This is a genomic window from Sphingomonas sp. NFR15 (assembly GCF_900103265.1).
GTDB classification, from domain to species: Bacteria; Pseudomonadota; Alphaproteobacteria; order Sphingomonadales; family Sphingomonadaceae; genus Sphingomonas; species Sphingomonas pollutisoli.
Genome location: NZ_FMWX01000008.1, coordinates 14,003 through 40,115, shown reverse-complemented (window position 1 = coordinate 40,115; position 26,113 = coordinate 14,003). Strand labels below are relative to the sequence as shown.

Annotated in this window: 24 protein-coding genes and 1 pseudogene; 10 read left to right on the top strand and 15 right to left on the bottom strand. The window is 60.4% G+C overall.

Going from position 1 to position 26,113, the window contains the following annotated elements; translation table 11 throughout:
* Positions 1-98: 98 nt before the first annotated feature.
* Positions 99-551 carry a nuclear transport factor 2 family protein gene (locus BLS81_RS16655; RefSeq protein ID WP_093225572.1) on the bottom strand — a complete coding sequence of 151 codons (453 nt, stop codon included), beginning with the start codon at positions 549-551 and terminating at the stop codon, positions 99-101.
* Between BLS81_RS16655 and BLS81_RS16650 the strand changes: the two genes are divergently transcribed.
* Complete coding sequence (locus BLS81_RS16650) at positions 550-1,311, top strand: TetR/AcrR family transcriptional regulator (RefSeq protein WP_256326304.1); 762 nt, start codon at positions 550-552, stop codon at positions 1,309-1,311. The two genes, BLS81_RS16655 and BLS81_RS16650, sit on opposite strands and share 2 nt — an antisense overlap.
* Positions 1,312-1,387: 76 nt before the next feature.
* Here the strand turns inward: BLS81_RS16650 and BLS81_RS16645 are convergent, their stop codons facing one another.
* Positions 1,388-1,897, bottom strand: a complete 510-nt coding sequence (locus BLS81_RS16645) for an SRPBCC domain-containing protein (RefSeq protein WP_176787216.1) — start codon at positions 1,895-1,897, stop codon at positions 1,388-1,390.
* Between the two features lie 33 nt (positions 1,898-1,930).
* Entirely contained in the window at positions 1,931-2,692 is a 762-nt protein-coding gene (locus tag BLS81_RS16640) for an SDR family NAD(P)-dependent oxidoreductase (protein ID WP_093225569.1), read from the bottom strand.
* Positions 2,693-2,781: 89 nt separating this feature from the next.
* Here BLS81_RS16640 and BLS81_RS21165 point away from each other — a divergent pair.
* Both BLS81_RS21165 and BLS81_RS16635 read left to right on the top strand, forming a co-directional pair.
* Positions 2,782-2,958, top strand: a pseudogene (locus tag BLS81_RS21165) (LysR family transcriptional regulator); the annotation flags it as partial.
* A gap of 42 nt (positions 2,959-3,000) precedes the next feature.
* The gene (locus BLS81_RS16635; RefSeq protein ID WP_256326315.1) at positions 3,001-3,759 is read left to right on the top strand and encodes a LysR substrate-binding domain-containing protein; all 759 of its coding nucleotides are present in this window, start codon (positions 3,001-3,003) and stop codon (positions 3,757-3,759) included.
* Positions 3,760-3,821: 62 nt separating this feature from the next.
* On the opposite strand, the gene BLS81_RS16630 is transcribed toward BLS81_RS16635, so the two are convergent.
* Entirely contained in the window at positions 3,822-4,208 is a 387-nt protein-coding gene (locus BLS81_RS16630; protein WP_093225566.1) for a winged helix-turn-helix transcriptional regulator, read from the bottom strand.
* Positions 4,209-4,310: 102 nt separating this feature from the next.
* Here BLS81_RS16630 and BLS81_RS16625 point away from each other — a divergent pair, with 102 nt between their 5' ends.
* Positions 4,311-5,153, top strand: a complete 843-nt coding sequence (locus tag BLS81_RS16625; protein ID WP_093225565.1) for an enoyl-CoA hydratase/isomerase family protein — start codon at positions 4,311-4,313, stop codon at positions 5,151-5,153.
* 160 nt (positions 5,154-5,313) lie between these two features.
* Here BLS81_RS16625 and BLS81_RS16620 read toward each other — a convergent pair whose 3' ends face one another.
* Entirely contained in the window at positions 5,314-6,240 is a 927-nt protein-coding gene (locus tag BLS81_RS16620; RefSeq protein ID WP_176787215.1) for a LysR family transcriptional regulator, read from the bottom strand.
* 118 nt (positions 6,241-6,358) lie between these two features.
* Here BLS81_RS16620 and BLS81_RS16615 point away from each other — a divergent pair, with 118 nt between their 5' ends.
* On the top strand, positions 6,359-7,084 hold the full coding sequence (locus BLS81_RS16615; protein ID WP_093225562.1) for an SDR family oxidoreductase: 726 nt from the start codon (positions 6,359-6,361) through the stop codon (positions 7,082-7,084).
* A gap of 378 nt (positions 7,085-7,462) precedes the next feature.
* Here BLS81_RS16615 and BLS81_RS16610 read toward each other — a convergent pair whose 3' ends face one another.
* The 3 genes from BLS81_RS16610 to BLS81_RS16600 form a co-directional block, all read right to left on the bottom strand.
* Positions 7,463-8,029 (bottom strand): recombinase family protein, encoded by a 567-nt coding sequence (locus BLS81_RS16610; RefSeq protein ID WP_093225560.1) that lies wholly within the window; start codon positions 8,027-8,029, stop codon positions 7,463-7,465.
* Positions 8,030-8,095: 66 nt separating this feature from the next.
* Positions 8,096-8,977, bottom strand: a complete 882-nt coding sequence (locus BLS81_RS16605; protein WP_093225801.1) for an AraC family transcriptional regulator — start codon at positions 8,975-8,977, stop codon at positions 8,096-8,098.
* Between the two features lie 228 nt (positions 8,978-9,205).
* Complete coding sequence (locus BLS81_RS16600) at positions 9,206-10,150, bottom strand: alpha/beta fold hydrolase (RefSeq protein ID WP_093225559.1); 945 nt, start codon at positions 10,148-10,150, stop codon at positions 9,206-9,208.
* Between the two features lie 66 nt (positions 10,151-10,216).
* Here BLS81_RS16600 and BLS81_RS16595 point away from each other — a divergent pair, with 66 nt between their 5' ends.
* The gene (locus BLS81_RS16595; RefSeq protein WP_093225557.1) at positions 10,217-10,798 is read left to right on the top strand and encodes a TetR/AcrR family transcriptional regulator; all 582 of its coding nucleotides are present in this window, start codon (positions 10,217-10,219) and stop codon (positions 10,796-10,798) included.
* Between the two features lie 336 nt (positions 10,799-11,134).
* Here BLS81_RS16595 and BLS81_RS16590 read toward each other — a convergent pair whose 3' ends face one another.
* The 6 genes from BLS81_RS16590 to BLS81_RS16565 all read right to left on the bottom strand — a co-directional run bounded on the left by BLS81_RS16590 (position 11,135) and on the right by BLS81_RS16565 (position 17,134).
* Positions 11,135-12,685, bottom strand: a complete 1,551-nt coding sequence (locus tag BLS81_RS16590) for an FAD-dependent monooxygenase (RefSeq protein ID WP_093225556.1) — start codon at positions 12,683-12,685, stop codon at positions 11,135-11,137.
* A gap of 507 nt (positions 12,686-13,192) precedes the next feature.
* Positions 13,193-14,698, bottom strand: coding sequence for a M61 family metallopeptidase (locus tag BLS81_RS16585; RefSeq protein WP_218123144.1), 1,506 nt, complete (start codon positions 14,696-14,698; stop codon positions 13,193-13,195).
* A gap of 2 nt (positions 14,699-14,700) precedes the next feature.
* Positions 14,701-14,991: a hypothetical protein gene (locus BLS81_RS16580; protein ID WP_093225553.1), complete on the bottom strand. Its 291-nt coding sequence runs from the start codon at positions 14,989-14,991 to the stop codon at positions 14,701-14,703.
* Positions 14,992-15,077: 86 nt separating this feature from the next.
* Positions 15,078-15,707, bottom strand: coding sequence for a hypothetical protein (locus tag BLS81_RS16575; protein ID WP_093225551.1), 630 nt, complete (start codon positions 15,705-15,707; stop codon positions 15,078-15,080).
* 80 nt (positions 15,708-15,787) lie between these two features.
* On the bottom strand, positions 15,788-16,411 hold the full coding sequence (locus BLS81_RS16570) for a hypothetical protein (protein WP_093225550.1): 624 nt from the start codon (positions 16,409-16,411) through the stop codon (positions 15,788-15,790).
* A gap of 12 nt (positions 16,412-16,423) precedes the next feature.
* Entirely contained in the window at positions 16,424-17,134 is a 711-nt protein-coding gene (locus BLS81_RS16565) for a PD-(D/E)XK nuclease family protein (protein ID WP_093225548.1), read from the bottom strand.
* 127 nt (positions 17,135-17,261) lie between these two features.
* Here BLS81_RS16565 and BLS81_RS16560 point away from each other — a divergent pair, with 127 nt between their 5' ends.
* Positions 17,262-18,863 carry a hypothetical protein gene (locus tag BLS81_RS16560; protein WP_143023384.1) on the top strand — a complete coding sequence of 534 codons (1,602 nt, stop codon included), beginning with the start codon at positions 17,262-17,264 and terminating at the stop codon, positions 18,861-18,863.
* Positions 18,864-19,257: 394 nt separating this feature from the next.
* On the opposite strand, the gene BLS81_RS16550 is transcribed toward BLS81_RS16560, so the two are convergent.
* A complete protein-coding gene (locus BLS81_RS16550) occupies positions 19,258-19,830 on the bottom strand; it encodes a hypothetical protein (protein ID WP_093225545.1) in 573 nt (190 codons plus the stop codon).
* A 174-nt stretch (positions 19,831-20,004) separates the two neighbouring features.
* Here BLS81_RS16550 and BLS81_RS16545 point away from each other — a divergent pair, with 174 nt between their 5' ends.
* From BLS81_RS16545 to BLS81_RS16535, 3 genes are read left to right on the top strand one after another with little or no spacing between them, the layout of a single operon-like run.
* Positions 20,005-20,736 (top strand): ImuA family protein, encoded by a 732-nt coding sequence (locus BLS81_RS16545; protein WP_093225544.1) that lies wholly within the window; start codon positions 20,005-20,007, stop codon positions 20,734-20,736.
* Positions 20,657-22,216, top strand: a complete 1,560-nt coding sequence (locus tag BLS81_RS16540) for a DUF6504 family protein (RefSeq protein WP_093225542.1) — start codon at positions 20,657-20,659, stop codon at positions 22,214-22,216. The genes BLS81_RS16545 and BLS81_RS16540 overlap by 80 nt, the downstream gene beginning before the upstream one ends.
* Positions 22,213-25,527, top strand: a complete 3,315-nt coding sequence (locus BLS81_RS16535) for an error-prone DNA polymerase (RefSeq protein ID WP_093225541.1) — start codon at positions 22,213-22,215, stop codon at positions 25,525-25,527. The genes BLS81_RS16540 and BLS81_RS16535 overlap by 4 nt, the downstream gene beginning before the upstream one ends.
* Positions 25,528-26,113: the final 586 nt, after the last annotated feature.

Below are 26,113 nucleotides of genomic sequence, written 5' to 3'. Positions count from 1 at the left end.
TCAGCGCGCCCCTTGCGGGGAAGGCGAACTTGGAAGCTTACGACCCGCGGAGCGTTCCGCTCGAACGGGCCGTTGCGCTCTTGGGTTGATGGAATTGCTTAGAGGTCGCCGGGACGGGTCATACCCACAGCGTCCCACAGGAAGCGCTCCTCATGCGTGCTGTCGAAGTCGGGATCGACGTAAATGTGGAGTCGTTTGATCTTGAGGCCGTCGAACTGGAAGACGTTGCAATAACGTCCCTCGGACCGGCCCTCGACTGGCCACGGCGAACCGTCGGAATTCACGCCGCCCTCGAAACCTTCCACGATAACATGGTCGCCCGAGACGAGAACATTCATACGCTCGAAGTCATGCTCTATTTTCTGGAGTGTGCTCATCATACCCTGGGCGGCACGCCCCACGGCTTCCTTTCCGTATCCGACGCCGAACTTCGGAAAATACATCTGAATATCGTCGGTCAGGAGGTCCATCATGCTCGGATCTCCGGCGTCGAGCTTGCGAAAATAGTCCATGGTAATTGCGATACGTTGTTGGTCGAGGTCGATAGCCATGATGGGTCCTTCGTGCGGTGGAACCGTACCGACTCGGCTGAAGCTCTCAGCCGAAAAATTCGATACCGATCGTTACGATACCGCTTGGTATCGAATGTTGACAAAGGACGTCAAGGTATTTATAACGATTGGTATTGAATTTTTACGAGGCAGGCAGATGGGACGCCACAGAGAATTTAACGAAGAAACCGTCCTCGACGCAGCGCTTGAGGTGTTCTGGGACAAGGGTTTTGAGGGTACCTCCTTCGAGGACCTGACGCGCGCAACCCGCGTAGCGCGCCCAGGACTCTATTCGGCTTTTGGCAACAAGGAGGCCTTGTTTCGCAAGGCGCTTGATCGATACGAAGATCGCTATATGCGTTTTATGTCCGAGGCGCTGGAGGCACCGACGAGCCGGGAGGTCGTTCGTACGATCCTGGAGGGGGCAGTCGCGATCATGACACTGAATGGTGAGAGCCGTGGATGTCTTGGTATCAATGGCGCATTGGCCTGTTCAGGCGACGGCGCAGCCATTCAGCAAGAGTTGATAGCGCGTCGCAAGATGGCGGAATCGGCTCTCCGCGTGCGATTGGAGGTTGCCCGCGATCATGGTGACCTTCTTGGATCGGCGAATTGTGCCATGCTCGCGAATTACATCATGACAGTGAATCATGGGATGGCAGTTCAGGCAAAGGCGGGCACGTCAAAAATGTCTTTGAACGCGTTAATCGATCATGTTCTTTCTACATGGCCGTCAGTGAATACAGAATCAGGTAATTAGTATCTTAGAGAAAATAGTAGAATACTGTGTCTGCCGCGTCGTCTGGTATCCCGCGCCGGGGTAAAGCATTCCGTAATTAACTGTTTTCGGCTAACTCCTTGAGCGCGTGCAACCACTCGTCGTGTGCTTTTAGTCGCCTTTTACGAGTGCGTCGGCCGATGATTGACAGTAGCAATCCTTGCTGTGCTTCCTCTGTAACCACATGGCAACCGTTTGGCGTCGGCTCAATGTACCATGCGTGCGCCCCCTTAGTGCCCGCCGGCCCCTTGGCTGACCACGCCAACATACGGAATGGTTCGAAGACATCGATCTTCGGATTAAAGAAGAAGCCTAACGTCTTAAAGCGAAACCTAGTATCATATTGTAGTAGCGACCCTCCCCTAATAACGGATACGTCCGAACAATGAAAATACCAATCTGGCCAGCGCTTGCAGTCTAGCAGCAGTGACCAAACGGTTTCAGGAGCGGCGGCTATATCAATTTTGTTTTGGGCAAAGACACGCGCCAACGCGGGCCCGTGTCCTTCGGGCCAATCAATTCTGGGGTCAGGAACTAAGCCGGCGAGCGAGTTTTCCTCAGATAACATGTCGACGACTCCGTTGGAGGGGAACCGCATCGATCAGATCTGAACACCGCCGGCGACCTCAACCCGCTGCGCGTTGACCCAGCCGAACTCGTGAGAGAGCAGGCCTACGATCACCGGACCGACATCCGCCGGGCCCCCGACACGGCCGAGCGCCGTATGCGAGGCCAACGCCTTGTTCACTTCCGGATTATCGCGCACCACCCCACCACTGAAATCCGTCGCGATCGCGCCAGGCGCGACCACGTTAACGGCGATGCCGCGCGGTCCCAATTCTAGCGCCATATAGCGGGTCAATGCTTCCACGGCAGCTTTTATTGGCCCGTAGATTGCGCGGCCCGAATAGGCGAAGCGGGCAAGGCCGGATGAGATGTTCACTATCCTTCCCCCATCGTTCATCAAGGGTAGTAGTTTCTGGGTAAGTAGGAACGGCCCTTTGAAATGAACTGCAAACTGCGCGTCCAATTCTGCTTCTGTCCCGTCTGCTAGATTTGCCGACGAAGAAATGCCAGCGTTGTTTACCAAATAATCGAACCGTTCTGCTCCGAGTGCGGTCAGCGCATGGCGAACGTCTTCGATGAAGCGGTCAAAACCGGCTGCCTGGCCGACGTCGAGTTGCAGAGCAACGGCGTTGGCACCGGCATGTTGTATAGCTGCGACGACCTTGTCTGCTTCGTCGCGCCGGCTGCAGTAGGTTATGATCGACGAAACGCCGCGTTCTGCCAGACGTAGTACCGTGTCGCGACCGATCCCGCGGCTGCTCCCCGTGACGATCGCAAGACGCTTGATTTCTGACATGCCCAGTCTCCTCTGACAGGAGACATAATGCGTTGGGCTGTTTAAGATAATGCGGTAATCAACTTACACTCCGTGCGGATTCATGAACAATGGTAGCTGATCTTTCTGCGGCTCGGGCCTTTGTGTCTGTCGCGACCGCTGGTGGCTTTCGCGAAGCTGCAAAGGCAACAGGCATTAGCGCTTCGAGCCTCAGCGGCGCCGTAAGGCGATTGGAGGACAAACTGGGGGTCCGTCTACTCAACCGAACAACACGGACCGTTACAACTACGGAGGCTGGCAGCCATGTGCTGGCGCGGTTGCAAGTCGCGATGGCTGATGTGGAAGCCGCACTCGACCGTGCCAACGATTTCCGAGGGATGCCGCGCGGGACGCTGCGTCTCAACGTACCAGTGAATGCGGCTCGGCTGGTGCTACCCCGCATCCTGCCAGGGTTCACACGCGCGTTTCCGGACATCTTAGTGGAGATCGTTGTTGAACACGGGTTTGTAGATATTCTGGCAGCAGGCTGTGATGCCGGCATTCGCTATGACGAGCGGCTGACCAAGAACATGGTCGCGCTACCCATTGGCCCTGCGAAGCAACGTTTTGCAACTGCGGCATCGCCTGCCTATCTGGAAAGGCATGGACGGCCCCAGCATCCCCACGACCTATTCGACCATGCCTGCCTCCCGGCAAGGTACGGCAGCGGAGCCGTCGCCCCTTGGACTTTCGAGCGGGACAATCGAATCGTCGAGATTGAGCCTGCCGGGCCTCTGGCAATCGATGTGAACGCCATGGACCTAGCCGTCTTGGCAGCGATTGATGAATGCGGAATTGTGCATCTTTTCGAAGATTGGCTACGGCCAGCTTTCGAAAATGGCACGCTGGAAGCTGTGCTTGAACCATGGTGGCAGAGCTTCAGCGGACCGCGCCTCTATTACCATGGGCGAGATCATGTACCGGGTCCGCTGAGAGCCTTCATAAATTATGTACAGCAGAACCAATGGCAAGCCCGATTGCGAAAGCCAAGGTACAATACGCACGCCTCCGCTTTGCCCGCTGCCACGCGTTTACCGGTCTGTTGTTGATACGGGGCCATTGGGTCGATAGTTTTGTTATCAGCTTCACACCAACTCGTATGAGTATATAACTACGTCGAAAAGCGGGCGTCAAAACTCTGTTGATGCTGTTGGATTTCAGACATGCGCTGTGTAGTCCACGTCAGCAACGCCCCAAGCGGCTCATGCAAGGAGCGGCCAAGCGGGGTTAACGCGTATTCGACCCCTAAAACGCGACCGTCGATCACTGTTCGGGTTATCATACCGTTGCGTTCAAGCTTCCGCAGGGTGTGCGTGAGTACGCGTTGTGTCACGCCTTCGAGCCGTCGCTTGATCGCATTAAAGCGATGCGGCTCGCGGAGCAGGACCGCCAGAACCATGATCGACCACTTGTCGGCGATCTGATCAAGGATAGCTCTGCTAGGGCAATCCGAGCGAAAGACGAAAGAGGGGTCGGGAAGCGCAGTATCGTTGACCATACTAGGGATACTCTAAGTGCGTAATTGCTGTCAGGTATGGAATGGATACCTTAAGGTGGAGCTATGGGCAAATCGCCCTGAAGCATGCTGACAAGGGATCCTATGACCGAACCTAACTACAAGACCCTGCAGATCTCCCGACGAAAGCGGGTCGTTACCGTCTCCATCAACAATCCTCCGATCAACGTTCTCGATCTAACCCTGATGCGAGAGCTACGAAGCTTTCTTGCCTCTGTACGCGACGATTCAGAGACACGCGTGATCGTATTCGAAAGCGCCGATCCCGAGTTCTTTGTTGCTCATGTCGACATGACGTTGGGGGAGCGGCCGGACGATTTGGCGGAGTTGCAGCGCGATGTTCCTACTGGTCTGAACCCGTTTCAGGCGTTCGCAGAGGCGGTGCGTGGGCAGCCTCAGGTAACGATCGTCAAGCTGGCTGGTCTTGCTCGCGGTGGCGGTGCGGAGATCGTTGCAGCAGCCGACATGGCGTTTGCCGCGGAAGATCGTGGCGGCCTGGCGCAATGCGAGGCACTGATGGGCATCATACCTGGAGGGGGTGCTACGCAATATCTTAGTCAGCGGATGACACGTGGCAGGGCACTGGAGGTCATTCTCGGCGCTGACATGTTCGATGCGAAAACGGCCGAACGTTACGGCTGGATCAATCGTGCGTTACCTGCTGACGAGCTAGACGGCTTTGTCGCACGCTTGGCGAATAACATTGCAGCGCTCCCGGATGGCGTCGTTGCTGCAGCGAAGCGAGCAGTGCCACCTGAGATCGAAGAAAATGGTTTCGCACGCGAAACCGAGGGGTGGATGAGCCTTGTCTTCCAGCCGTCGGTCGGTCAGCTTATGGCAGGCCAGCTAAAGGCGGGTGCGCAGACTCGCGATGGCGAGCGCGATCTTGAAAGCCTGTTACGCAACGTGATGGAACGCTCCGCTTGAGACAAACCCAAAAGCGGAGCCTACCCGTCCGCTCGGTTATGACAAGCGGACGCGCCTGTTGGGAAGGCCGAGTCTTTCCCAACAGGACCAAGCTCCGGAACGGCTAGCGGCGATGCCCTACAGAGGGCCATGCGTTTGCTGCATTTAGACGTACTCTCCGTCATCCTCGAACGGGCGACTGTCGTTCCTCTGCAACAAAATCGAGCAACGCGCGAAGTGGCGCCGGCACGAAGCGCCGGGAGAAATACAGTCTTGGACCTTCGAACGAAGGCCACCACTCAGGAAGAACGGGATGGAGCGCGCCGTTGTCGATGAATGGATCAAGCCAATTCTTGAAGGTTCCAATGATACCGTGACCAGCACACGCGGCTGCGATTGCCGCCGGTGCGGCGTCGACGCCGATGATTAGCCGGCCCGGTGGATCAATCGTCATCGATTCTCGTCCGCGCTCGAACTCCCATGCGACGAGCGCGCCGGTCGAAAAGCGAAGTCGGATCGCGTCCTGGACCAGAAGGTCGCGCGGGCCGACTGGTGCCGCATGTCGTGCCAGATAGGAGGGAGAGGCGGCATAGGCCAAACCCTGAACGGACGGCCCGATCGGCACGGCAATCATATCTTTGGCCAGATGCTCTCCGTAACGGATCCCGGCGTCGCAGCCGGCCTCTACGATATCCACGAGCCGATCTTCCACTTCGATCTCGACCCGGACGTGTGGGTGTGATGACAGAAATCGGTCAATCAGGGGCGGGAGAATATCGACCATGACCGCGCCGGTTACATTAAGTTTCAGGAGGCCGCGCACCTCCGCCTGCGAATTAGCAGCGTCCTGAAGCGCTGCCCGGGTCTCGGCAAAAAGTGGAGTGAGCCGCGAAGCCAGCGCGGTGCCGGCTTCGGTTGGCATGACGCTGCGCGTCGTCCGGGTAAGAAGAGGAACGCCAAGCTGTAACTCGATCTCGGCAATCTTCTCGCTCACCGTTGAGGGGGAAATACCTAATTGCTTCGATGCTGCCCGGAAGCCGCGTGCCTCAACGACCGCAAGAAATACTCTCAGGCTATCGAGGCTTGCCACTTCTGCATTGTTCGCCATACCGATCAGGGTATTCGAGATTGAGAGGATTATCAAACACCGCCGAACATCCGATTGTGCCCGTGAGTGGTGGGGCGCAGGTGACGGGACGTCGCTGGCCACTCCTCAGGAGCATAGCATGACCGACAAAGCTGTTCTTATCACGGGTGCCAACAAAAGCATCGGCTACGAAACGGCGCGACAATTGGGCGGCCAAGGCTTTCGTATCTGGCTTGGCAGCCGGGACGCGGATCGAGGGCAGGCAGCCGCTGCAAGTCTTGCCGCCGAGGGGATTGCCGTCCGAGCACTGACGCTTGACGTGACCAGTGACGAAAGTGTGCGATGTGCAGTTGCCCGCGTCGAACGTGAGGACGGCAAGCTCGACATCCTGATCAACAATGCCGGTATATCCGGGCTTCAGCCAATCCTCCCGAGCGAGCAGCCGCTCCATGACATCAAGGCCATCTACGAGACGAACGTCTTTGCGCCGATCCGTGTGACGCAGGCCTTCCTTCCACTTCTAAAGGCAACGATCGATGCTAGTGTGATCATGGTTAGTAGCGGGCTCGGTTCGCTGGGCTGGCTGTCGGACCCGAGCAACCAGTTCCACGGCGTCAACATCCTCGGGTATAATAGCTCGAAAACCGCGCTCAATGCGGTGACAGTGGCGTTTGCCAAAGAACTGGCCGGCAGCGGGATTACGGTGAACGCAGCGGATCCCGGCTACACTGCGACCGATTTCAACGGCCATAGCGGATACCGTACTGTGGAGCAGGCTGCGGCGGGCATCGTATGGCTAGCGACCCGGACCGCCAGAGATATGACCGGCGGCTTCTACTTCGAGCAAAACGAGGTGCCTTGGTGAGGTAAGCAGGGCAATCGCCACCCTGGGCCTACTGATGACGTCAGCCAGCCGCACGTCCTCATTACCCGACGCTTTCCTGCACCATAGGGCCGATAGTAGCCGGCGTGTCGATACGACGAGTACCAAAGGATAACCCGTCGTATCGACCGCTGGATCTCTCCTGACAGCGGGGGCGAAACCCATGCTGCAATCCAAGCTTTCGGCATCAGCGGACGATACTGGTTTGGTTCGAGCGGAAAACAACGCGTTATGAGCCTGGTCGCTCGTTTATGGCCTCGCCATGTTGATGCTCGATGGGCAACGTCCCGCTGAAGACCGGCTTATCGATACGCTTATCCAGGACGACTACGGCTCGCGGACATTCTCGAAACGCGATCCTCAATCGGGAAGCTCGGCGCTGGCCGGGCAATGGCGGTAGAAGGTGGATAGGCCAACTTGCAGCAGCTTGGCTATCTTGGCGGGTTTGTCTCCCGCGGCGAGCAGCTTACGCGCAGTGTCGATCTTGTCTGGCGTCATCGCTGCCTTGCGGCCACCACCGGTCCCGCCCTTCGCGCGAGCGGCCGCCAAGCCCGCGATCGTGCGCTCTCTCACCAACTCTCGTTCCATCTCTGCGACTGAAGCCAATATGTGGAACAGGAGACGCCCAGAAGGAGTGGCCGTGTCGAACCCATCGGTCAGAGATCGGAAGTCCACGTGGCGAGCGGACAGGCCCGCTGCCAGCTCAATGAGACCTCGGATCGAGCGGCCAAGCCGATCGAGTTTCCAGATCACCAGGGTGTCTCCCGCGCGTGCGAAATGGAGGGCTTCGGCCAAGCCCGGTCGATCAACTTTCGCGCCACTCGCTTTGTCGGTGAACAGTCTCTCACAGCCGGCCTTCGCCAAGGCGTCGAGTTGCAGCGACAAATCTTGGTCGGTCGTCGAAACACGGGCGTAACCAATCAGCATGCGCGCATCCTATGAGAGAGGGCGGCTCTTCGACTCTAAGAAGGATGCGAGCCGCCCTCCGGCAGGCTATTTGAGCGGCAGGAACAAGTCCGCGACTGCCTCATGCTCCGGCACCTCCGGGAAGAAGGTGAGGCGCTGGCAGTAGAGCGGGAAGTCGCGTGCCTCCTCGCCACTGGCCGGTAGCCAATCGCGGTAGAAGTACAGGGCGGCAGGCTCGAGGTTGTCGGTGTTGCCGACGACGCGCAGCACCGCACAGCGCCCGCCGGGGATTGTGCCGGCCTCAACCTGTTCGCTGTTCGCCTCGATCTGGCGGTCGGTGCCGACGCACAGGTCCATGTGGTATTCGGCCGGAGGCGTCGTGCGCGAATCGGAGTGGAAGACGTTGAAGGTCGGGCTGATCTTCGGCGACAGCCCGGTCGCCTTGCGCCAGGCGATGAACCGCTGAATGGTCGCGCCGATCGTCTCCGGGTCGCCGCGATGCTCCATGATCGCCACGGGCGTCGGGGCCACATCGCGGATCGTCACGTCGTCGGGGGTGTAGATAGTCTGCATGAGCTTGCTCCTTGCGTTGTCGAGAGGCCCGAAGGCCGCAAGCCACGGCTCCCAATCGGGAGCTTTCCTGAACGACGACGGCGACTGCCCAAACCGTTGCCGAAAGGCACGGGCGAAGGCATCCGGGGCATCGTAACCGGCATCCATCGCTATGTCGGTGACGCTCTGCGCGTCCCGATAGGCCAGCCGATGGGATGCCCGCTTCATGCGGGCGAGCTGGACATAACGATGCACGGACAGCCCGAAGGTCGCAGTGAACTGCCGGTGGAAATGATATTTCGAGAAGGCCGCGACGCCGCTCACAGCATTCAGGTCCAGATCGTCGTCCAGATGCCGGTCGATGTGATCCAGCACCCGCTGCATCCGGGCATGATAGTTGTGAACCGCCGCCTTCATCGTCCTGTCCTCCGTGGCGGCTCCAGCTAGACGCTTACGGATATGATGCGCTCGACCGATCTTGCGGTTCTGCGATCGATCCATGCGTTCTCGCAGAGGCTGCTAATCGAGAACGCTCGAGCAGTCTCGACCGCCGTTCGCTTATGGGAGATGCCGTGTTCCAGCGGAGAGCAGGCTAGGCATGAATGTTGCCCTGCTTAGACGACACGAACACTGGATCGCAAACGCTCACCCCAGCGACCGGACAAACGACACCAGCGCCGCATCGAACGCATCGGCAGCCTCTAGTTGGGGCCAGTGCCCCACGCCGTCGAGCGCGACGAAACCGCGCAACCCTGGCAGGATTGGCCGCAGCGACTTCTCTGTCGGGCTGCGTACCGCATTCAGGCCATCTGCGGCACCTGTCAGGAAGAAGCTCGGTTGCCTGATCACGCAGCCGGCGAACGTGCGATTGGCGACAGCGAAGAAGGCGTCGATTGCCCTATAGTAGTTCAGCGGCGCATGGAATCCCGTCCGAGCGAACACCCGTACCATCTCTTCGACATAGGCGGGGTCGATGGTCGTGGGCGCAGCCGGCGCCGGCCGCAGCAAGTGCCGGTCAGGGTCAAACGGGTCCCACCGCATCTCTGCCGGCGCCTCGCCCGACATCCAGTAAAGACTGGCCGGAATGCTGTGGGCCGCGTCAGCCCATTTCACATCGGCCTCGGCGGTCATCTGGTCGAACATGTAAAAGTCGTCCGCGCCTGCTGCGCGGAGTTGATCGAGGAAGCTCGGACCGCCGGGCTGGAGAAAGGGCACACTGACGCCGAACACCGCCACGATTCGGTCCGGGCGCATCATCGCCGCGTTCCACGCGATGCTGGCCCCAAAATCATGTCCGACGAGGATCGCTTGGGCGATGTGGAAGTGGTCGAGAATGGCGATCACGTCGCCCACCGTCTGGAAGGGTGTGTAGAGGTTCGCGTCTCCCGGAGCGTCGCTCTCACCGTAACCGCGCATGTCGAACGCTATGGCATGGAAACCGGCATCGGCGGTCGCCTGCATGGCGTGAGCCCAGCTCACCCATGTCGTCGGGAAGCCGTGGCAAAAGACGACGGCCGGACCGTTGCCCTGTTCGACGACGTGGAGCCGGATGCCACGGGCATCAATGTGGTGGTGAGTAAGATTGGTCATGATCAGCCAAGCATTCCACGATCGACAGCGGTGGTCAATACGATCGTATTGCGCTAAGCCTCTGGCATGTCGTGTCCCTCCGTCTCCTCGCAGCGTGACCTCCTGGTCGAAACGGGCGCGCGTCTCTTCCACGACCGCGGCTATTCGGCGACGGGGGTGCGGCAAGTCGCCGCTGCTGCGGACGTACCGCTCGGCTCCTTCACCAATCACTTCCGGTCCAAGGAGCGTTTCGCGCTCGTTGTGCTGGATCATTATGTTGCCCGGCTAAATGCGATCATGGTGACGACTTTGGGTGATACGTCGCGCTCGCCAGCGCGGCGCCTTGAAGCATATTTCGACGCCATCGAGCGTGCGCTTAGCGAACGCGACTGGAGCGTCGGCTGCCTGATCCCGGATCTTGCGACCGAGGCGCCCATCCATAGCGAGCTGCTTCGCGGTGCGCTTGCCAAGGTGTTAGAGCAGCAGACCGGCGCATTTGCCGCAGTGCTTGACGACGTTGTGGAGCCTGATGGCGTCGATGATGTCGCCGCAGTGGTGCTTGCTGCGTGGCACGGAACCCTGCTCCGCATGAAAGTGGAACGGTCCGACGAGCCGGTCGCCCGTTTCAGGCGGGTGCTTCGACGCCTTTTTTCCGCGGAGATCACTTAGGCTTTCCTGTTTTACATTCTTTCCGCAAAGGCGGCTTTCGCCACCCGCCTTCCCGAAAGCTGCCGGACCGCAGACCATCCGATCTCGGACGTTCAGCCCTCGCTGCGAAAGCGGTCGATTATGGGTTCACGACCAAGATCAGCGTTTCACGCCTATGAGGAATCGCCGCGCGCCCGGTCCAACAAGGCACGCTCGCCTCCTTCGAGGACGTCGCAAACAAGGTCGTGAAACCAAAACCGATCATTTAGCGCAGGGGCGAATGAGTTGAAGATCGGGAGAACGCGCCCTGGCCGTTATCGAGAGCCGATAGAGCTGAAGCGACAAGCCGGAGCCTCCTTATTGCGCCGGGGCTCCCCCGACATGTCGTGCGGTATCGAACCATTGCGATAAAACTCGGGCGACGTCGATTTCATCGACGGGCTGATCGCTTGCCCAGCCGACAAAACCATCGGGGCGAACGAACAGGGCGTAGAGGCCTGACAGGTCTTTCCCATTGCACGGCACATAGGTGATCCAGTCGCGATAGCGGTCGGCAAGTGCCCGCAATTGTTCGACCCCGCTAAAATCGAGCAGGAGCGCACGCGCGCCTCGGAAGTGTTCGTTCAGGCGCGTGCCGTCGGTCAGCTCAAAATCGGGGACGCTACGCCCTACGAGAGGATGGTCGCTGCCCAGATCATAGCGCACCGACACGCCCCAGACGCGCTCGGCGAAATAGGTCGCGCCATCTGGTGTCGCGATCAGATCACGGACGATGGTGCGGAGTGCCTGTGCGCTTCGGCTCGGCCGCATAAGCGAGACCTGCGCGCGCGACCAGTCGAGGATCTGCTCGGCCAGCGGCCGCCGCTCGCGCTGATATGTTTCGAGAAGTCCGCGGGCGGCGTTGCCGTGGATCGTCGCGGCGAGCTTCCAGCCGAGGTTCATCGCGTCGCCGAGACCGAGGTTGAGGCCTTGGCCCCCGAGCGGCGAGTGGATGTGCGCGGCGTCACCGGCGAGCAGCACGCGTCCCCGCCGATATTCGGTCGCCAGATAGGCTCGGTCTGTCCAGGTCGTGACGTGGGCGATCGCCGTCAACTCGATGTTCGCGCCGGAGATGCGACGCAGTACCGCCTGCAGATGATCGCGAGTAATTGGCTCGCCGCGGTGATGCGCCCCGCCGTCGAACTCAACCATTCGGATCATGTCCGGCAGGTCGAAGATATAGGTGCCACCCGGCGTATCATGGTGACCTGGGTCGAGCATGGACGGGTCGGCAAACTCGACCTGGGCAAAGTAGCCGGTGAATTCGGGGTCGGTGCCGGTGAAGCCGAAGCCCGCCGTCTTGCGCACGACACTGCGGCCGCCGTCGCAACCGACTAGCCAGCCTCCCCGGAATGTCTCCTCACCGGCGCGGACGGTCACATCGCGATCCGTCGCGCTTACGTCCGAGACTCGCATGCCATATCGTATTGCAACCCCCAACTCCTCCGCGCGGTCCGTCAGGACAGCGCCGATACTCTCGAGGTCGGCAGGCATGGGATTGGCCGAATGTGATAGCCGAAAGGGCCACCGGGTCTGGTCGATCTGGTCGAGGTAGAAGTCGATGCCGGCGAAATGCCCGCCAGGCCTGCGATCCTCCTTCGTCCAAGGCGTTGCAGCCGCGATTTCCCGGTCGGGGATTCGCCCTTTCAGGGGCGCCAACAGGCTTCGCCTGTCGAAGCTGTCGACGGTTGGCACGGACAGACCGCGCAGCCCGAAGGGCGCGCGCTTCAGCGGTGTGGACAGTTCACTCGTTTGTTCAATCACCAGCACCGAGCAGCCGGCCAACTGCAGCTCGCAAGCCAGGAAGAGACCCACAGGGCCAGCGCCAGCAATCAGGACATCGTAATATGGGGGGGTAGGCACGTTCATGGTTCGGCTCCGGTGTCGACGTTCGACCGGAGCGTTTCTCGAACCTGAGACCCACACGGACGAACGGGGGACGCAGAAGCGTCCTTTCGTTCGTCGCGGGGGTTCTCGTGCACGAAGCCAAAGACCAGAGCTCCCGTCACCGAGAGGACTTGGGCTTACCAAACCAAGTCTGCCTTTTCCGACGCACCGCTCTTACTGCTAGCGGGTCGCGGTGCAAATCGAATTATGATGGTGATGGGGCTATTAGGGAGGCGCGCGCCGTGATCCCTCGGAGCTATTAATCTCGCACCTTAACCGACGATGGCGCTCAACCATTCAACCGAGGGTGAAGTGCCATGGGAGGTCGAGCGCGGGAGCGCGACAAGCAGGTAGGAAACGTTCCTAGACCAGCCACAGACTAACAGCGGATTGAATCTTGTCCGGCTCACCGGGGCAACGGACAACTAGGCCCCTTTTCTGAATGTCATCGGAGCCTGGGCGCAACTTATACTAATCGAGTCATTATTGTCACCGGGGAGCGAGTAGTGCGGAGAGTGTGTCAGCGCGGCCATCGACGCGTTCCAGGCGCGGATATCTCAATGTACCCGTGTAGTTAATTGACACGTCAACGTTGCGGTTGTCTCGGTCTATCGTCAACATAATGGGGCGGCCCCCTGAGCTTCGGACTGCGGCAAGCAAAACTTCACGCGTGAACGGCGCGGCGTTTACGGCCAGAACTCGCACACCTGGCCGGAGGCCGGCACGGAAAGCTGGTCCGCCCCATGCAACCGTTGTCACCGAGCCGCTGTCCCGGACCGTGAGCCCGAGCGAGTAGGTCAAATCGGCAACCCCAGATTCGTCCTCACTGGCGCGAAAGGCTGATGTGGGGATATCCGTAAAGGTCAGCTGCCAGCCATGTTGCGTAAGGCCAACAGTCGTGTCGAGCTCATCATGCGCGTCGATCCAACCACGCAGAAACGTTTTCCAATCTGCAGGAGCTAGCTCATTCAATGTGCGGCAAATATCCTCAAAGGTGTAAGTGCGGGTCGGCGCATCTAGAGTAGCCCCAGCGAAGAAAAGCCTGGCGAAATTGTCAATGTTTTGACGCCCTTCGCTGAGCTCTCGCAATTTGGCATCGACAGCGAGCCACAGCATCACGCCTTCCGAGTAATAGTCCCTTCGTCTCTGCCAATCGCGCCATGGGACGGACTGTCGGAGCATAAAGGCAGGGTAATTGACGTCGTCGGACAGCGATCGCCATGCGCGGCCCGGCCGCGCCGCGGTTTCTGCCGCTTCGATCGCCAGCCGGTCGCGCAACTCAGCCTGCGTGAACTGTCCGGCGCGCGTGGCTAATACACGCCCCCAAAATTCTGTCTGACCCTCGTACATCCACAACAGGCTACCTGAGACTGGAACGTTAGGCGTGGGCGCCCACAGGTCTGCAGGTGTACGATAAAAGCCGTTCCAAGCGTGGACGATCTCATGTGCGATCAGGTCGCGGAACAGGATCTGACCCGGCCAATCCTTGAAGTGCGAAGATGCTAATCCAATTTCGCTGGATGATCGGTGTTCGGTGCCGCCCGATGAGCCATCGTCGCTTAAACGCGTTAGAATCTCATATCGCAAAAAGGGTGGGCTGCCAAAGACCGAGCGTATCTGTTTGATCAGGTTCCGCAGCTCCCTAAGACGCGCTGACGGGACATTCAAATCTTCCTCTCGCAAGGCGACAAGATCGAGCGACACTGCACCATGAACTGCAGCGGTGAGCGGCACCTGCGCCGCGTAACGACCCGCCAGCACCGGCGCATCGAGAAGCGTCTCCAAAGTCGTCGTCTCGAAGTGAATTGTCGCGGCTTCGGTCCGCTCAACTCTCAGCGCAGTAAAAGGCCGTAGTCCGGTCGGCAGAGAAAGAGACGGCGCGACGGTTATGTTCCGGGTGTACCATCCGGCCGGATACAAGATTAGTCGTTGCCAAGGCACTGACACGATCTCGGGCGTCAGCAGATCGCCGCCCGCGACCATCTGAAATCGCACGTCTAGGCGCCGGTGTCCAGACGATCGACACCAACCTGGTCGTGGCAATAGGTCTTGATGAAGGGCACCATCTTGCGCTTGGACACTGGCATCGAAATGGATCCGTCGGACGCAAGATCGTTCAAATGCTGCTCGAACGAGCCTCCTGCCAGCTTGGCAAATTCACCGCCTAAATAGGTAAGGTGCACCTTCGGCGCCGCTGGGGTGGCAGCGGCCTTGATCATACCGATCAGGCATCCCTTGATGCCCTCTAGTGACGCTAGCGGCGATTGTTCGTTGGCGACTTCTTCCATGGGAATCTTCTGCGAAAAACAGCGCGCATAAGCCACCAAAAATTGCCTTCGCTGACGAGGCCGCATGCGATCAACGGCGTCTGCGCTTACGCTCCCTCGGCGAAAAACCGATCAAAATCCTGGAAGCTGTGGTCGAGAAGCCGAAGCCCGCCATGCGCGAGACCGAGTACGAAGTCTTCGGCCGCAAGCTGGTGCTCGTCATTGTCACGCACGAACGTCAGCGCAAAATCAGCTTCAGCCGCCTCTTCCTCGTAGAGGCCGGCAAAGCCGTCGGTGCCTTCCGCGGCCCTCAGTCTTGTGTGCTGCTCAGCCGTGAACAGGGCTTCCAGCCTGACCTCAGCATTGCCCCATCCCTCGTCTCGGTAGGTTGCATGCTTGAATGTATTGGCGATCGCCCTCGCGAGCGCAAGGTCCGGTAGCCAGGACAATACCTCTTTCTCGAGCAGCGTTTTGTCGATCTGCTTACCCTGACTCCGTGCCTCAGCGTGGGCAGCTTTCTCGAGCCATTCGACCAGCGATGCCGCCGAGATGCATGCGTTTTGCAGAAGGTAGACCATACCATCGACGTCAATCGGCTTTTCGGGATTGGTGCGCTTGAGCTCAAACTCATTCGCCTCCCAGTTGAGCTTCGCGTAGATGTCGTAAGGATCGTCATGGATGACCAGCCTGCCCGGCTGGTTAGTCCAAGGATGTTGCTCTCTTCCGCGCCTCGCCATCGTTGCTCATGCTCCTTTGCCGGCGGACAGCCGCTTTGCGGTCCTGACTGCTGAATTCCTCCGCCTTCTGTTCGTCAGCTTCACGAAGGCATCTTCCCTTTGATCACCTGCACGAGCCTATCGAAGACAGAGCGGGAAGCGACGATACGGTCAATGCCAGCAGCCAGCGGCGCCAGAGCCGCCTCCAATGTCTCCTCCTCGAACCCCAAGGCCAGCAAGGCACGATCGATCGGGATCGTGAGGGCTATGTCACCAGTTCTTGGATCGCAAAGAAAACCCCTGTCGACGAGCTCGTCGAGGAGTGCCCCCTGGGATCGAAGGAGCGCTTTCCACTCGCGCTGACCGACACCGTCGGTGCTGGCTGAGAACCGAACCGTAGCGCCCGCGAACCCGCAGAGCGTGCCAACCCATGTCTCCGGCTCATGACCATCGATGCAAGGCGTCGTATCGAGCGAGAAGGACAGATAGAAGTCGTCATCGTCAGGTTTGCCGGGGATGCGCCACTCTTCCGGGGCAAGCCAGATGGTCTCGTCGAGGTTGGCTGGCTCCTCCCCAGCCCAGGCGAGATCGCGACGCTTGTCTTCAATAACCGCAGCGATCGCCTTTGCGAGCATAGGCTGCATCGTGTTGTGAGCGAAGCGTAGTGCGGCCTCCAACTCGTCGATATGGCGGACGATCACGTTTCCTACCAAAGGGTCGGGCACGGCTGGTTCTCCTTAGAACGCTTGGACATGTTCGCCGAAAGTCGCGACGAGATGCTGGACAAAGGTGCGCTCGGTGGCTTTCCGCCCGGCGGCGGAACGGGCAGCTCGGGCAACGTTGATCCACGAGGTCGATGCGATCGCCGGGACATTGGCAGGGCGCAGTGCGAGGAAAATCACCGTCGGCGTCAGGTTCTGCAGGGCTGCCCGCCGCGCGATCGCGAGAGAGTATCGCTGCAATTGATCAGGGCCCAAGCCGGCTCTGATTTTCACCTCGATGCCGATGAGATGGTGTGTCGTCTCGATGATGAGATCGACGCGATCGGCCCTGTCACCCAAAGGGCAGACCTCCGTCGCGACCCGGTATCCCGCCGCAAGTTCCATGAACCAATCTACGGTCGGGATCGCGGTTGCGAGAAAGGCGGCTGCGAACCGAAGGGACGTCGCCCCACCGAAGTCGGGCATCCAAAGGCCGGCAAGCGCGGTGGCGTTCCGAACCTCGTCATGGCCGAGGCTTGCGAGCGCCCAGGGGTTCATGAGGCCCCCTTGCTCCTTCGCCGCCGAAAGCGGCCGTTCAAGTGCGCGAAACGCTGTCTGCAGGTCATCGAGCGCGTAAAACTGTTTCGGCGCGCTCGGCAGAGCGTCCGAGAGTAACGGTTTGAGGGCGGCAAAAGCCGCCTGAAGATCAGACGAGCGGAGATCGCCACTCAGGACACAAACGCTCATCAACTATTCTCGTCTTGCTCTGCTTGGTATGGAGGGCCTCCTCCTTCCCGACGCGGTTCACGCCTTGAAGGGATAGTGCGTCACGAGAATGAGTGCGACCATGGGAAGCGATTTATCAAGGACAAGTATGCCGAACGCCCTTGAGCCAGAACGCCTCGGTCGCGCTGGTGAACGAACGTTCGAAACATTATGCGAGTTAGCCGGCCTCTTCCCCAACAAGAGCTTTTTGGTCGACGCCACTGGCTGGGATTATGTCGTCGAGTTTCCAATGGCCGCGCTCGGCGAGAACAAGACGCTTGATCAGCGGCGGCCGGACGCTTGCGTTGTACAATTGAAGAGCACCGCCGGCCGCGGCAACCATCGGGTGAAGCTCAAGCTTTCGGCGATCGATCGACTCGCCAAGGATCCCCGGCCGGCTTTGATTATCGTGTTTCGGATGCGCAAAGACGGCACGCTTATCGGCGGAACGCTCGTCCATCTCATCGGCGACGAACTCGCGTATGTCTTGAGGCGCCTGCGGGAGGCACAAGCGCGCGGGAGGCTCGACATCAATCACGTTGAAGTGAGCTACGACTATGAACGTGCCGGCGTACATTTTGGACCTGCGGCCGCCGACCTACGAATTGCTCTTGAGACCGCCTGCGGCGAAGACAGCGCGGCTTACGTGCAGGGGAAGCAGTGGCAACTCGAAACGCTTGGCTATGAAGATGGTCACTACGTTGCGAACCTGCGCGTCTGGGTCGAGGGACCCGAGCACCTGAATGATATGCTGCTTGGCCTTCGACCGCTCAAGCCTGACAAAGTCGATGCCTGGGACCGACGTTTCAATATCCTGATCCCATACCGCGGAAGCTATTTCGACGACATCGAAGAGTTTACCGTTACTCCTCCGACGCTCGGTGCCTGCACCGTGGCCATGCTGGGCCGCTTCACGATGAAAGCTGCGCTGTTCGAGGCGGAGATGTTTATCGGACCGCCGATTCCGGACTTCGACAGCCCGACACTCCTGATCCGACACGCCGATTTCACTATGCGATTTTCCATGGAAGGCCTGAAGCTCGAAACGACCGGCATCTTCGATCAAACTGAACGCACCATCGCCGATTGGGCCGTGTTGGCGCGGGGATTGGCCAACCTGGCAAGCGGGGATGGCAAGATCCGCTTCAGCGGCAACGCGCGCATCCCTGATATGACGTTCAATCTGCCCGCACCCATCGATGGGCCTCACATCGAAGACCTGCCGATGCTCGCGAATTTCCTCGAGGGCTGGAATGAGCTGATGGCGATGACGGGTCAGCGTTCCACAGACAAGGTGCCGCTGGACGCGATCTGGGACGCCGATGATGCCCGTGGTGTCGTTGACGTTCTGCTCAACCCGAACACAACAGGCCGGCTCGAATTTCAGGATGCTGATGTTGTCTTCGAGCAAAATCCGTTGCAGGCGCTCTTTTTCCAAAGCTGCAGCTTTGCCGGGGTCGGGATCTCCTACAGCCTAAAGGCAACGTTCGAGCGCACGGACGATGCGGTCTGGACCTACCGCTCGAACAGGATCGAGCCTGCGGACGTCTCGCCACTTGTCGAAGACCTTGAAGAGTACGGTTCCGCCATGGCGGAGAAGCTCGGGATAAAGGTACTTCTCAATCCCGGAAACTTCACGTCCATTCACGAAAGCGAACTCGACGAAGGTCAAGGAGCGGAGCTGCTCGAGGGCTCAGGCTGCAGCGATTGACCCAGCCTATTCCTCTCGCGCTCGACGGCGTTCGCAGCAGATCGGGCTTGGGCTATCGAAATCCGACCGCCGCGTTTGGCGGCTGGCTTCAGGATCAACTGACCCGTGACCCCGTTGCGCCCAGCGCGACCGTTCGTACGTGCATTCGTCGACGATGTTGCGGTCGTCATCCTGTTCAGCGCCCTTTCGTGGTACGGTTCAGGTCCAGGACAAACCTTACCTCTCGGAGGCGCGGCGTGGAAATACGATTGACCGCAACGCCCAAGGGCAACGGATTTCAGGCAACCATCACCTTCTCGAATGGGGTGTCGATAAGCTCGGCAGAGGCCTTTCCGAGTGAACCCGAAGCGGTCCTGGCTGCGGCCGAGAAGCTGCTACAGATGCCCGATCGCGTTCAGCGCCTCGCTGACGAGGAACGGGAACCCGGGCCCGGCTGAGCCCGCCGGCGGAGGACGGTGAGCGCTTCGGGCACGATGGTATAAACCGCTTCGCGCTGGGCACCGCGGTTCTCGTGATCGACCCGATAGCCCTGATAGTGGCGACGAAGCAGACCCCCGCGCACAAGATCCGAGACCGTCCGGCTAACATTGCAGCGGCCGGAACTGCGCACACGTTCGCGGACCTTGCTGTCGATCACATCCTCAGCCTGGGCGCGATCGGCCGGCAGCTGCTTTGCCTGTTCAAGTTCGGCTCGTACCGCCTCGACCGTCGATCGCCGGCGCGAATCCCGCTGCCCCATGGGAACAAGCGCGTCGCAGAGCCAGTCCCGCACAGGGACGACGCTGTTACCCGTCATCACATAGGGGCCGGCGCTGCCCTGCTCGTCCGCGACCTCAGCGAGAAGCTGGAGGAGCATGAAGGCAAATTTCGGACGTGACGATGCACCCGCGACAGCGGCCAAAAGTGCCGGCGTGTCCATGTTCTTGCGGCTTGTCGCGTGCTCAAAAAGATCGGCTTGGTGGAACATACGGAGAATCTACGCTGCCTCGCAGCGGATGTGAATCCCGTACGTGCATGAGCCAGTATCTTTTTCGACGATGCGCCGCCCGCCACAGAGGATTGGAGACGCGCCTTGACTCGGAGGCAGCGCGCCTAGAACATAAAGGGAACGAATCAGCGTGCCCCGAGTCTCTTGAATGCCATGCGCCAATCCAATGTCCTCGAAGATCTGCGAGCGCGCATCGCGCAAATCGAGGGCGTGGGCGTTCGGCATGCGGCCATTCCGTTCGGGGTCGATGACTTAGATCAGCTTTTGCCTGGAGCGGGCATCGCCACGGGCGCTCTGCACGAGATCGCCGGCAGTCCCGATCTTGCGGATGATGCGTGCGCGACCGTCTTTCTGGCAGGCATCCTTGCACGGATCGATGGACCGGTTCTCTGGTGCTTGCGCTGGCGCGACCTATTCGCCCCTGCCCTTCACCTGGCCGGGCTGCACCCCGACCGGGTGATCCATGTCGAGGCAGGAAGCGACGCCAACGTGCTTCTGGCCATGGAGGAATGCCTGCGGCACCCCGGCATTGCGGGGGTCGTCGGAGAAGTCGCGAAATACTCGACGACGGCGTCGAAACGGCTTCAGCTCGCCGCTGAGAGCTCGGGCGTGGCGGCCTTCGTGTTTCGTCGAGCCTCGAAGCTGGAGCAGGTCGCTGAAGGTACAGCGGCTGTGACGCGGTGGCGGATATTTGCAGCGCCGAGCGAAGACCTCGGCATTCCCAGTCTCGGCCGCTCGCGTTGGCGCGTCGAACTGGAACGCGTGCGCGGCGGTAATCCGCACTCCTGGATAGTGGAGGCGTGCGATGCGACGGGTCGTATCGCTCTTCCTGCCGCACTGGTCGACCGACCGGCTGCGGCGGAAGATCGCAAATTCGTCGCCTGAACGGCGCGATCCAATCGCCGGCGATGGACCGCTGGTAACGGCCATCCCGGATCATGGTCGCCGCGTCATCGCGGCGATCGATGCCGGCGCTCGCGCTCTCGGCATCAAGCAAGGAATGACGGTCACGAAGGCACGCGCACTCGCGCCCGAACTTCAGGTGGTCGACGCGGAGCCGGACGCGGATCTCGAAGGCCTGCGCCGTCTCGCGCTATGGGCAGGTCGCCGGTACTCACCATTCGTTTCGCCCGATGCACCGGATGGGCTCTGGCTCGACATCACCGGTTGCGCGTCGCTGTTCGGGACCGAGAAGGCCCTCCTCAAGGATCTTCATCGTCGTGTCACAGCGTCCGGGCTTTCGGTGCAGATCGCGGTCGCCGACACGGCGGGCTGCGCCCACGCCGTTGCGCGTCACGTCCCTGCTGGTCGGCCCGTGACGATCGAGCCAGGCGATCATCGCAAGGCGATCGCGATTCTGCCGATTGCCGCGCTCCGTCTCCCGAGAAGCGATGTCGAGGCCCTGCGGAAATTGGGGTTCGAACGTATCGAACAGCTCATCGGCGCGCCGCGACCGCCCCTAGCCAAGCGGTTTGGCCGTGAGCTGCATCGGCGTCTCGATCAAGCATTGGGGACGCTTCCCGAGCCGATCGATCCCATCTTTCCCGAACACCTCCCGAAGGCGCGCCGGGGGTTCATGGAGCCTATCGCGACACCCGAAGCCTTCAGCCTGGTGATCGGCGACCTCGTCGCAGATATCGTCGACCAGCTCAGCCATATCGGAAAAGGCGCACGCCGGCTCGATTGCTATTTCCATAGGATCGACGGACACAATCAGGCGATCCGGGTCGGAACGGCGGCCGCGTCTCGTGACGCGCGTCATCTCGCCAAGCTGCTCTGCGCCAAAATTGAGACGATCGAACCGGGCGAAGGCATCGAAACCATGACGCTGGTCACCCCGCTCGCCGAAGCTCTGGGTTCAGCACAGGGCGAAGGGCTCGAGAGCCTAGGACGGCGGGGCCCAGATCTCGCCGCTCTGGTCGATGCACTCGCCAATCGGTTCGGCCAGCGCAGCCTTCATCGGGTCAGTCCGCAGGCGAGCGCGATGCCCGAACGCTCCACGACCATACGGCCGGCACTCAGCAAGATCACCGATGCGGGATGGGACGACGACCTGCCCCGCCCCGCCCGCATGCTGGATCGACCAGAGCCGATCGAAGTGATTGCGCTGCTCCCGGACGATGCACCGCGCATGTTCATATGGCGGCGCAAACGGTACCGTGTGACCCAAGGAGATGGCCCGGAGCGCCTCCATGGCGAATGGTGGCGTGAGAGTGGAATCGAAGCCGAAAAGGCCCTGACCGTCCGCGACTATTATCAGGTCGAGACCCAGACGGGTGGGCGCTACTGGCTGTTTCGCTTAGGCGACGGGACCAGCCAGGCCACAGGCAACATGCGCTGGTTCATCCATGGCGCGTTCGCATGACGAGCGATGCTCGCTATGTCGAGCTGCAGGTTACGACGCATTTTAGCTTCCTGCGCGGCGCGTCATCGCCTGAAGAGCTGTTCGCCGCAGCGGTTCTGCTGCGACTGCCCGCGCTCGGTATCGTCGATCGCAGCTCCGTGGCAGGCATCGTGCGGGCCTGGGACGCCGAGAAAACGACAGGCGTGCGATCGATCATCGGCAGCCGGATCGATCTCGTGGATGGCACCGCCCTTCTCCTCTACCCGACCGATCGCGCTGCCTATGGTCGGATGTGTCGCTTGCTAAGCGTAGGCAAGGAGCGCGCCGGCAAGGGAGCCTGCCACCTCGACTGGCCCGACGTCGAGCAATGGCATGAGGGTCTCATTGCGATCCTCGCTCCGGATCGCGCGGATACAGTGGCGGAAGGGGCACTCGCGCGTGCAAAGAGGATCTTCCAGGATCGCCTGTATCTGGCGCTATCCATTCGCCGCAGGCCGAAGGATGCGATCCGGCTGCGCGATCTTGCGAACATAGCAGCAGCAGCCCGTGTGCCGACGGTCGCCACGAATGACGTGCTCTACCATTCGCCTGATCGACGGATGCTGCAGGATGTCGTGACCTGCGTCCGGGAGCGATGCACCATCGACGAGCTTGGTGACCGGCGCGAGCGATTTGCAGACCGATACCTGAAGGCCGGCGAGGAAATGGAGCGACTGTTCCGCCGTTACCTTAAAGACGCCACGCCGGTCTTTCGCACGCTGGAAGTAGCGAAGCGTTGCACGTTCAGCCTTGAGGAGCTGCGCTACCAATATCCCGACGAAATCAGCGTTCCTGGCCGAACACCACAGGAAGAGCTGGAGCGGCTAACTTGGGCGAAGGCGCCGGAGCGCTATCCCGAAGGGATCGAGGGTAAGGTTCACACCCAGCTCGAGCACGAACTGAAGCTGATCGCTGATCTTGAATATGCGCCTTATTTTCTGACGGTCCACTCGATCGTCGCGGAGGCGCGGCGCCGCGAGATCATCTGCCAGGGACGAGGCTCCGCTGCGAACAGCGCCGTTTGCTACGTGCTCGGCATCACGTCGATCGATCCAGTTCGGTCTGAGCTCCTGTTTGAGCGCTTCGTCTCGGCCGAACGGCGCGAGCCACCCGATATCGACGTCGATTTCGAGCATGAACGACGAGAGGAAGTGATCCAGTGGATTTACGAGACCTACGGTCGGACCCGGTCCGCGCTGACTGCGGTCGTCACACGCTATCGCGCGCGCGGAGCGGTTCGCGATGTCGGCAAGGCGCTGGGTCTTAGCGAGGATATGACGGCCGGCTTGTCGAGTGCGGTCTGGAGCTGGAGCCGCGAGGGCGTCGAGGAGAAGCACGCTGAGGAGCTCAATATGGATCTCAGCGATCGGCGGCTCGCGCTGACGCTCGAACTGGCGCGGCAGCTCATCAACACCCCCCGCCATCTCTCGCAGCATCCCGGCGGATTCGTTCTGACGCGCGATCGGCTCGATGAACTTGTTCCGATCGAGCCAGCGGCCATGGAAGACCGACAGGTGATCGAGTGGGATAAGGACGATATCGACCTGTTGGGGTTTATGAAGGTCGACGTTCTGGCTCTCGGCATGTTGTCGTGCATGCGGCGGGCGTTTGAGTTCTTGGAGAACGACAAGGGACTGAAGCTCGACCTTGCCACCATACCGGCCGAGGATCCGGCGACCTACGCGATGATCCGAAAAGCCGACACCTTGGGCGTGTTTCAGATCGAAAGCCGCGCGCAGATGGCCTCCATCCCCCTGATGGCGCCGCGCACCTTTTACGACCTGGTCATTCAGGTGGCGATCGTTCGACCGGGTCCGATTCAAGGAGATATGGTCCACCCCTACCGGCGGCGGCGCAACGGGGAGGAGGAGGTCACCTACCCGACCGAAGAGCTTCGACGCGTGCTGGAGAAGACCTTGGGAGTGCCCCTGTTTCAGGAGCAGGCGATGCGCGTGGCGATCGAGTGCGCTGGCTTCACGGCGAGCGAAGCCGATTTGCTCCGCCGCGCGATGGCGACCTTTAAGCTCACCGGTGGCGTTTCCCATTTTCGCGACAAGTTGATCGATGGGATGGTGAGCCGGGGATATGATCAGGAATTTGCCGAGCGGACGTTCAAACAGATCGAAGGCTTTGGCTCCTACGGCTTCCCCGAAAGCCATGCCGCGAGCTTCGCGCTGATCGCCTATGCGAGCAGCTGGATGAAATGCCACCATCCGGACGTCTTTTGCGCAGCGTTGTTGAATGCGCAGCCCATGGGCTTCTACGCGCCAGCGCAGATTGTACGCGACGCACGCCAGCACGGCGTCGAGATTCGTCCGATCGATGTGAATCACAGCCGATGGGACTGCACGCTCGAGCCTGCGGGCGGTCGCTATCTCGCCGTCAGGCTCGGACTCCGTATGGTACGCGACCTGGCGAACGGCGACGCCGCGTCAATCGTCACCGCGCGCGCGAACACGCCTTACGAGAGTATCGAGGAGATACAGCGCCGCGCTGGTGTCGGCCGCGGCGCGCTCGACCGGATTGGTGAAGCCGACGGTTTCGGATCGCTAGGCAGCAACAGACGAGAGGGGCTGTGGAGCGTGAAGGGCCTGGGCAATGCAGCGCTGCCGCTGTTCGCCGCGGCCGACGAACGGGAAGGCAAGCTGCGGGCGGAAGCGATCGAGCCGACCGTCATTCTCGCGCCGATGGGCGAAGGTGCGGAAGTGGTCGAAGATTACCGGGCGTCCGGTCTCTCGCTGCGCGCGCATCCCCTCGCCTTCCTCCGCGACGAGCTGCGCGCCCGAAAGATGATCACCTGCGAGGAATTACAGACCGTGAGGGACGGTCGCTGGATCAATCTGGCGGGGATTGTGCTGGTCCGTCAGAAGCCCGGTTCGGCGAAAGGGGTCATGTTCATCACCCTGGAAGATGAGACCAACGTCGCCAATCTGGTCGTGTGGACCAACGTCTTCGAGAAACATCGCCGCATCGTGCTCGGCGCCTCGATGATGGGCGTACGCGGCCAAGTGCAGCGCGAAGGAAATGTGATCCACGTGATCGCCCAGCGACTGGACGATCTTTCGCCCTCGCTCGCGACCGTCGGCAATCGAGCAGACGTCGCCGATATCTACCGCACAAGTCGGGCCGATATCGTCAAAAGCCCCGTAGGCCCGGACCCCCGCGACCCTGCCCGCGCTCCATTGGGGCGGCAACCACGTGACATTTTCATTCCTGACTTGAGACTTGGCTCCGGCATCATTCCGGGGCAGCTGACAGAGGGAATTAAGGTGAAGCCGCGCGATTTTCGGTGATTCCCTAACGCCGGCATTTGGGACAGAGCCGTCGTTCCCGGACTCCACTTGAAGGACGGCTTTCGGGCAAAGCAGACGCTTCAGCGTCGCGCGGACGCCCCCGTGAGCCAATCGGCAGGCCGTTACGGATCCAACAGATCAACACAGCCTACCGCCCAGGGAGCGAGGGCTGGTTCAGCACGCCGCTGGCGTCCCGGAAAGCATCCTTGCAACAATGGAAGAGTGCTGCAACCCGCCGACATGATCATGACTAGCCTTGCGATGAACATAGCGAATCCTACTCGTCAGAAATCTAGGGCGCACAGACACAATTGACCTATTAAAAAGATCCTCGATGCGAACATATCTTTGCCTTCAGCCTACATCCGCTGACATCATGCTGGCGGTTCTTCCGGAAAATCCGCGTTTCATTCTACAAGATCAAGGGCTTCATCGCACTAGATGCGATCAGCAGCGTTCCGAGCTGACGCCCTATCAACGATAGCCTGGTCCCGGCTGATTCGCCTTTAGCCGGCACTACAATTTGCTTTAAGCAAGATCAGCGAGAATAGCGACTGCCCGCTCTTCAGTGCTGTCTGACCGAAGC

Bases quoted from the DNA above. Each gene is read 5' to 3' on its own strand.
- BLS81_RS16650 (WP_256326304.1), top strand. From the start codon at position 550: ATGATGGGTCCTTCGTGCGGTGGAACCGTACCGACTCGGCTGAAGCTC.
- BLS81_RS16655 (WP_093225572.1), bottom strand. From the start codon at position 551: ATGGCTATCGACCTCGACCAACAACGTATCGCAATTACCATGGACTAT.
- BLS81_RS16645 (WP_176787216.1), bottom strand. From the start codon at position 1,897: ATGTTATCTGAGGAAAACTCGCTCGCCGGCTTAGTTCCTGACCCCAGA.
- BLS81_RS16640 (WP_093225569.1), bottom strand. From the start codon at position 2,692: ATGTCAGAAATCAAGCGTCTTGCGATCGTCACGGGGAGCAGCCGCGGG.
- BLS81_RS16635 (WP_256326315.1), top strand. From the start codon at position 3,001: ATGGCTGATGTGGAAGCCGCACTCGACCGTGCCAACGATTTCCGAGGG.
- BLS81_RS16630 (WP_093225566.1), bottom strand. From the start codon at position 4,208: ATGGTCAACGATACTGCGCTTCCCGACCCCTCTTTCGTCTTTCGCTCG.
- BLS81_RS16625 (WP_093225565.1), top strand. From the start codon at position 4,311: ATGACCGAACCTAACTACAAGACCCTGCAGATCTCCCGACGAAAGCGG.
- BLS81_RS16620 (WP_176787215.1), bottom strand. From the start codon at position 6,240: ATGGCGAACAATGCAGAAGTGGCAAGCCTCGATAGCCTGAGAGTATTT.
- BLS81_RS16615 (WP_093225562.1), top strand. From the start codon at position 6,359: ATGACCGACAAAGCTGTTCTTATCACGGGTGCCAACAAAAGCATCGGC.
- BLS81_RS16610 (WP_093225560.1), bottom strand. From the start codon at position 8,029: ATGCTGATTGGTTACGCCCGTGTTTCGACGACCGACCAAGATTTGTCG.
- BLS81_RS16605 (WP_093225801.1), bottom strand. From the start codon at position 8,977: ATGAAGGCGGCGGTTCACAACTATCATGCCCGGATGCAGCGGGTGCTG.
- BLS81_RS16600 (WP_093225559.1), bottom strand. From the start codon at position 10,150: ATGACCAATCTTACTCACCACCACATTGATGCCCGTGGCATCCGGCTC.
- BLS81_RS16595 (WP_093225557.1), top strand. From the start codon at position 10,217: ATGTCGTGTCCCTCCGTCTCCTCGCAGCGTGACCTCCTGGTCGAAACG.
- BLS81_RS16590 (WP_093225556.1), bottom strand. From the start codon at position 12,685: ATGAACGTGCCTACCCCCCCATATTACGATGTCCTGATTGCTGGCGCT.
- BLS81_RS16580 (WP_093225553.1), bottom strand. From the start codon at position 14,991: ATGGAAGAAGTCGCCAACGAACAATCGCCGCTAGCGTCACTAGAGGGC.
- BLS81_RS16575 (WP_093225551.1), bottom strand. From the start codon at position 15,707: ATGGCGAGGCGCGGAAGAGAGCAACATCCTTGGACTAACCAGCCGGGC.
- BLS81_RS16565 (WP_093225548.1), bottom strand. From the start codon at position 17,134: ATGAGCGTTTGTGTCCTGAGTGGCGATCTCCGCTCGTCTGATCTTCAG.
- BLS81_RS16560 (WP_143023384.1), top strand. From the start codon at position 17,262: ATGCCGAACGCCCTTGAGCCAGAACGCCTCGGTCGCGCTGGTGAACGA.
- BLS81_RS16550 (WP_093225545.1), bottom strand. From the start codon at position 19,830: ATGTTCCACCAAGCCGATCTTTTTGAGCACGCGACAAGCCGCAAGAAC.
- BLS81_RS16545 (WP_093225544.1), top strand. From the start codon at position 20,005: ATGCGCCAATCCAATGTCCTCGAAGATCTGCGAGCGCGCATCGCGCAA.
- BLS81_RS16540 (WP_093225542.1), top strand. From the start codon at position 20,657: ATGCGACGGGTCGTATCGCTCTTCCTGCCGCACTGGTCGACCGACCGG.
- BLS81_RS16535 (WP_093225541.1), top strand. From the start codon at position 22,213: ATGACGAGCGATGCTCGCTATGTCGAGCTGCAGGTTACGACGCATTTT.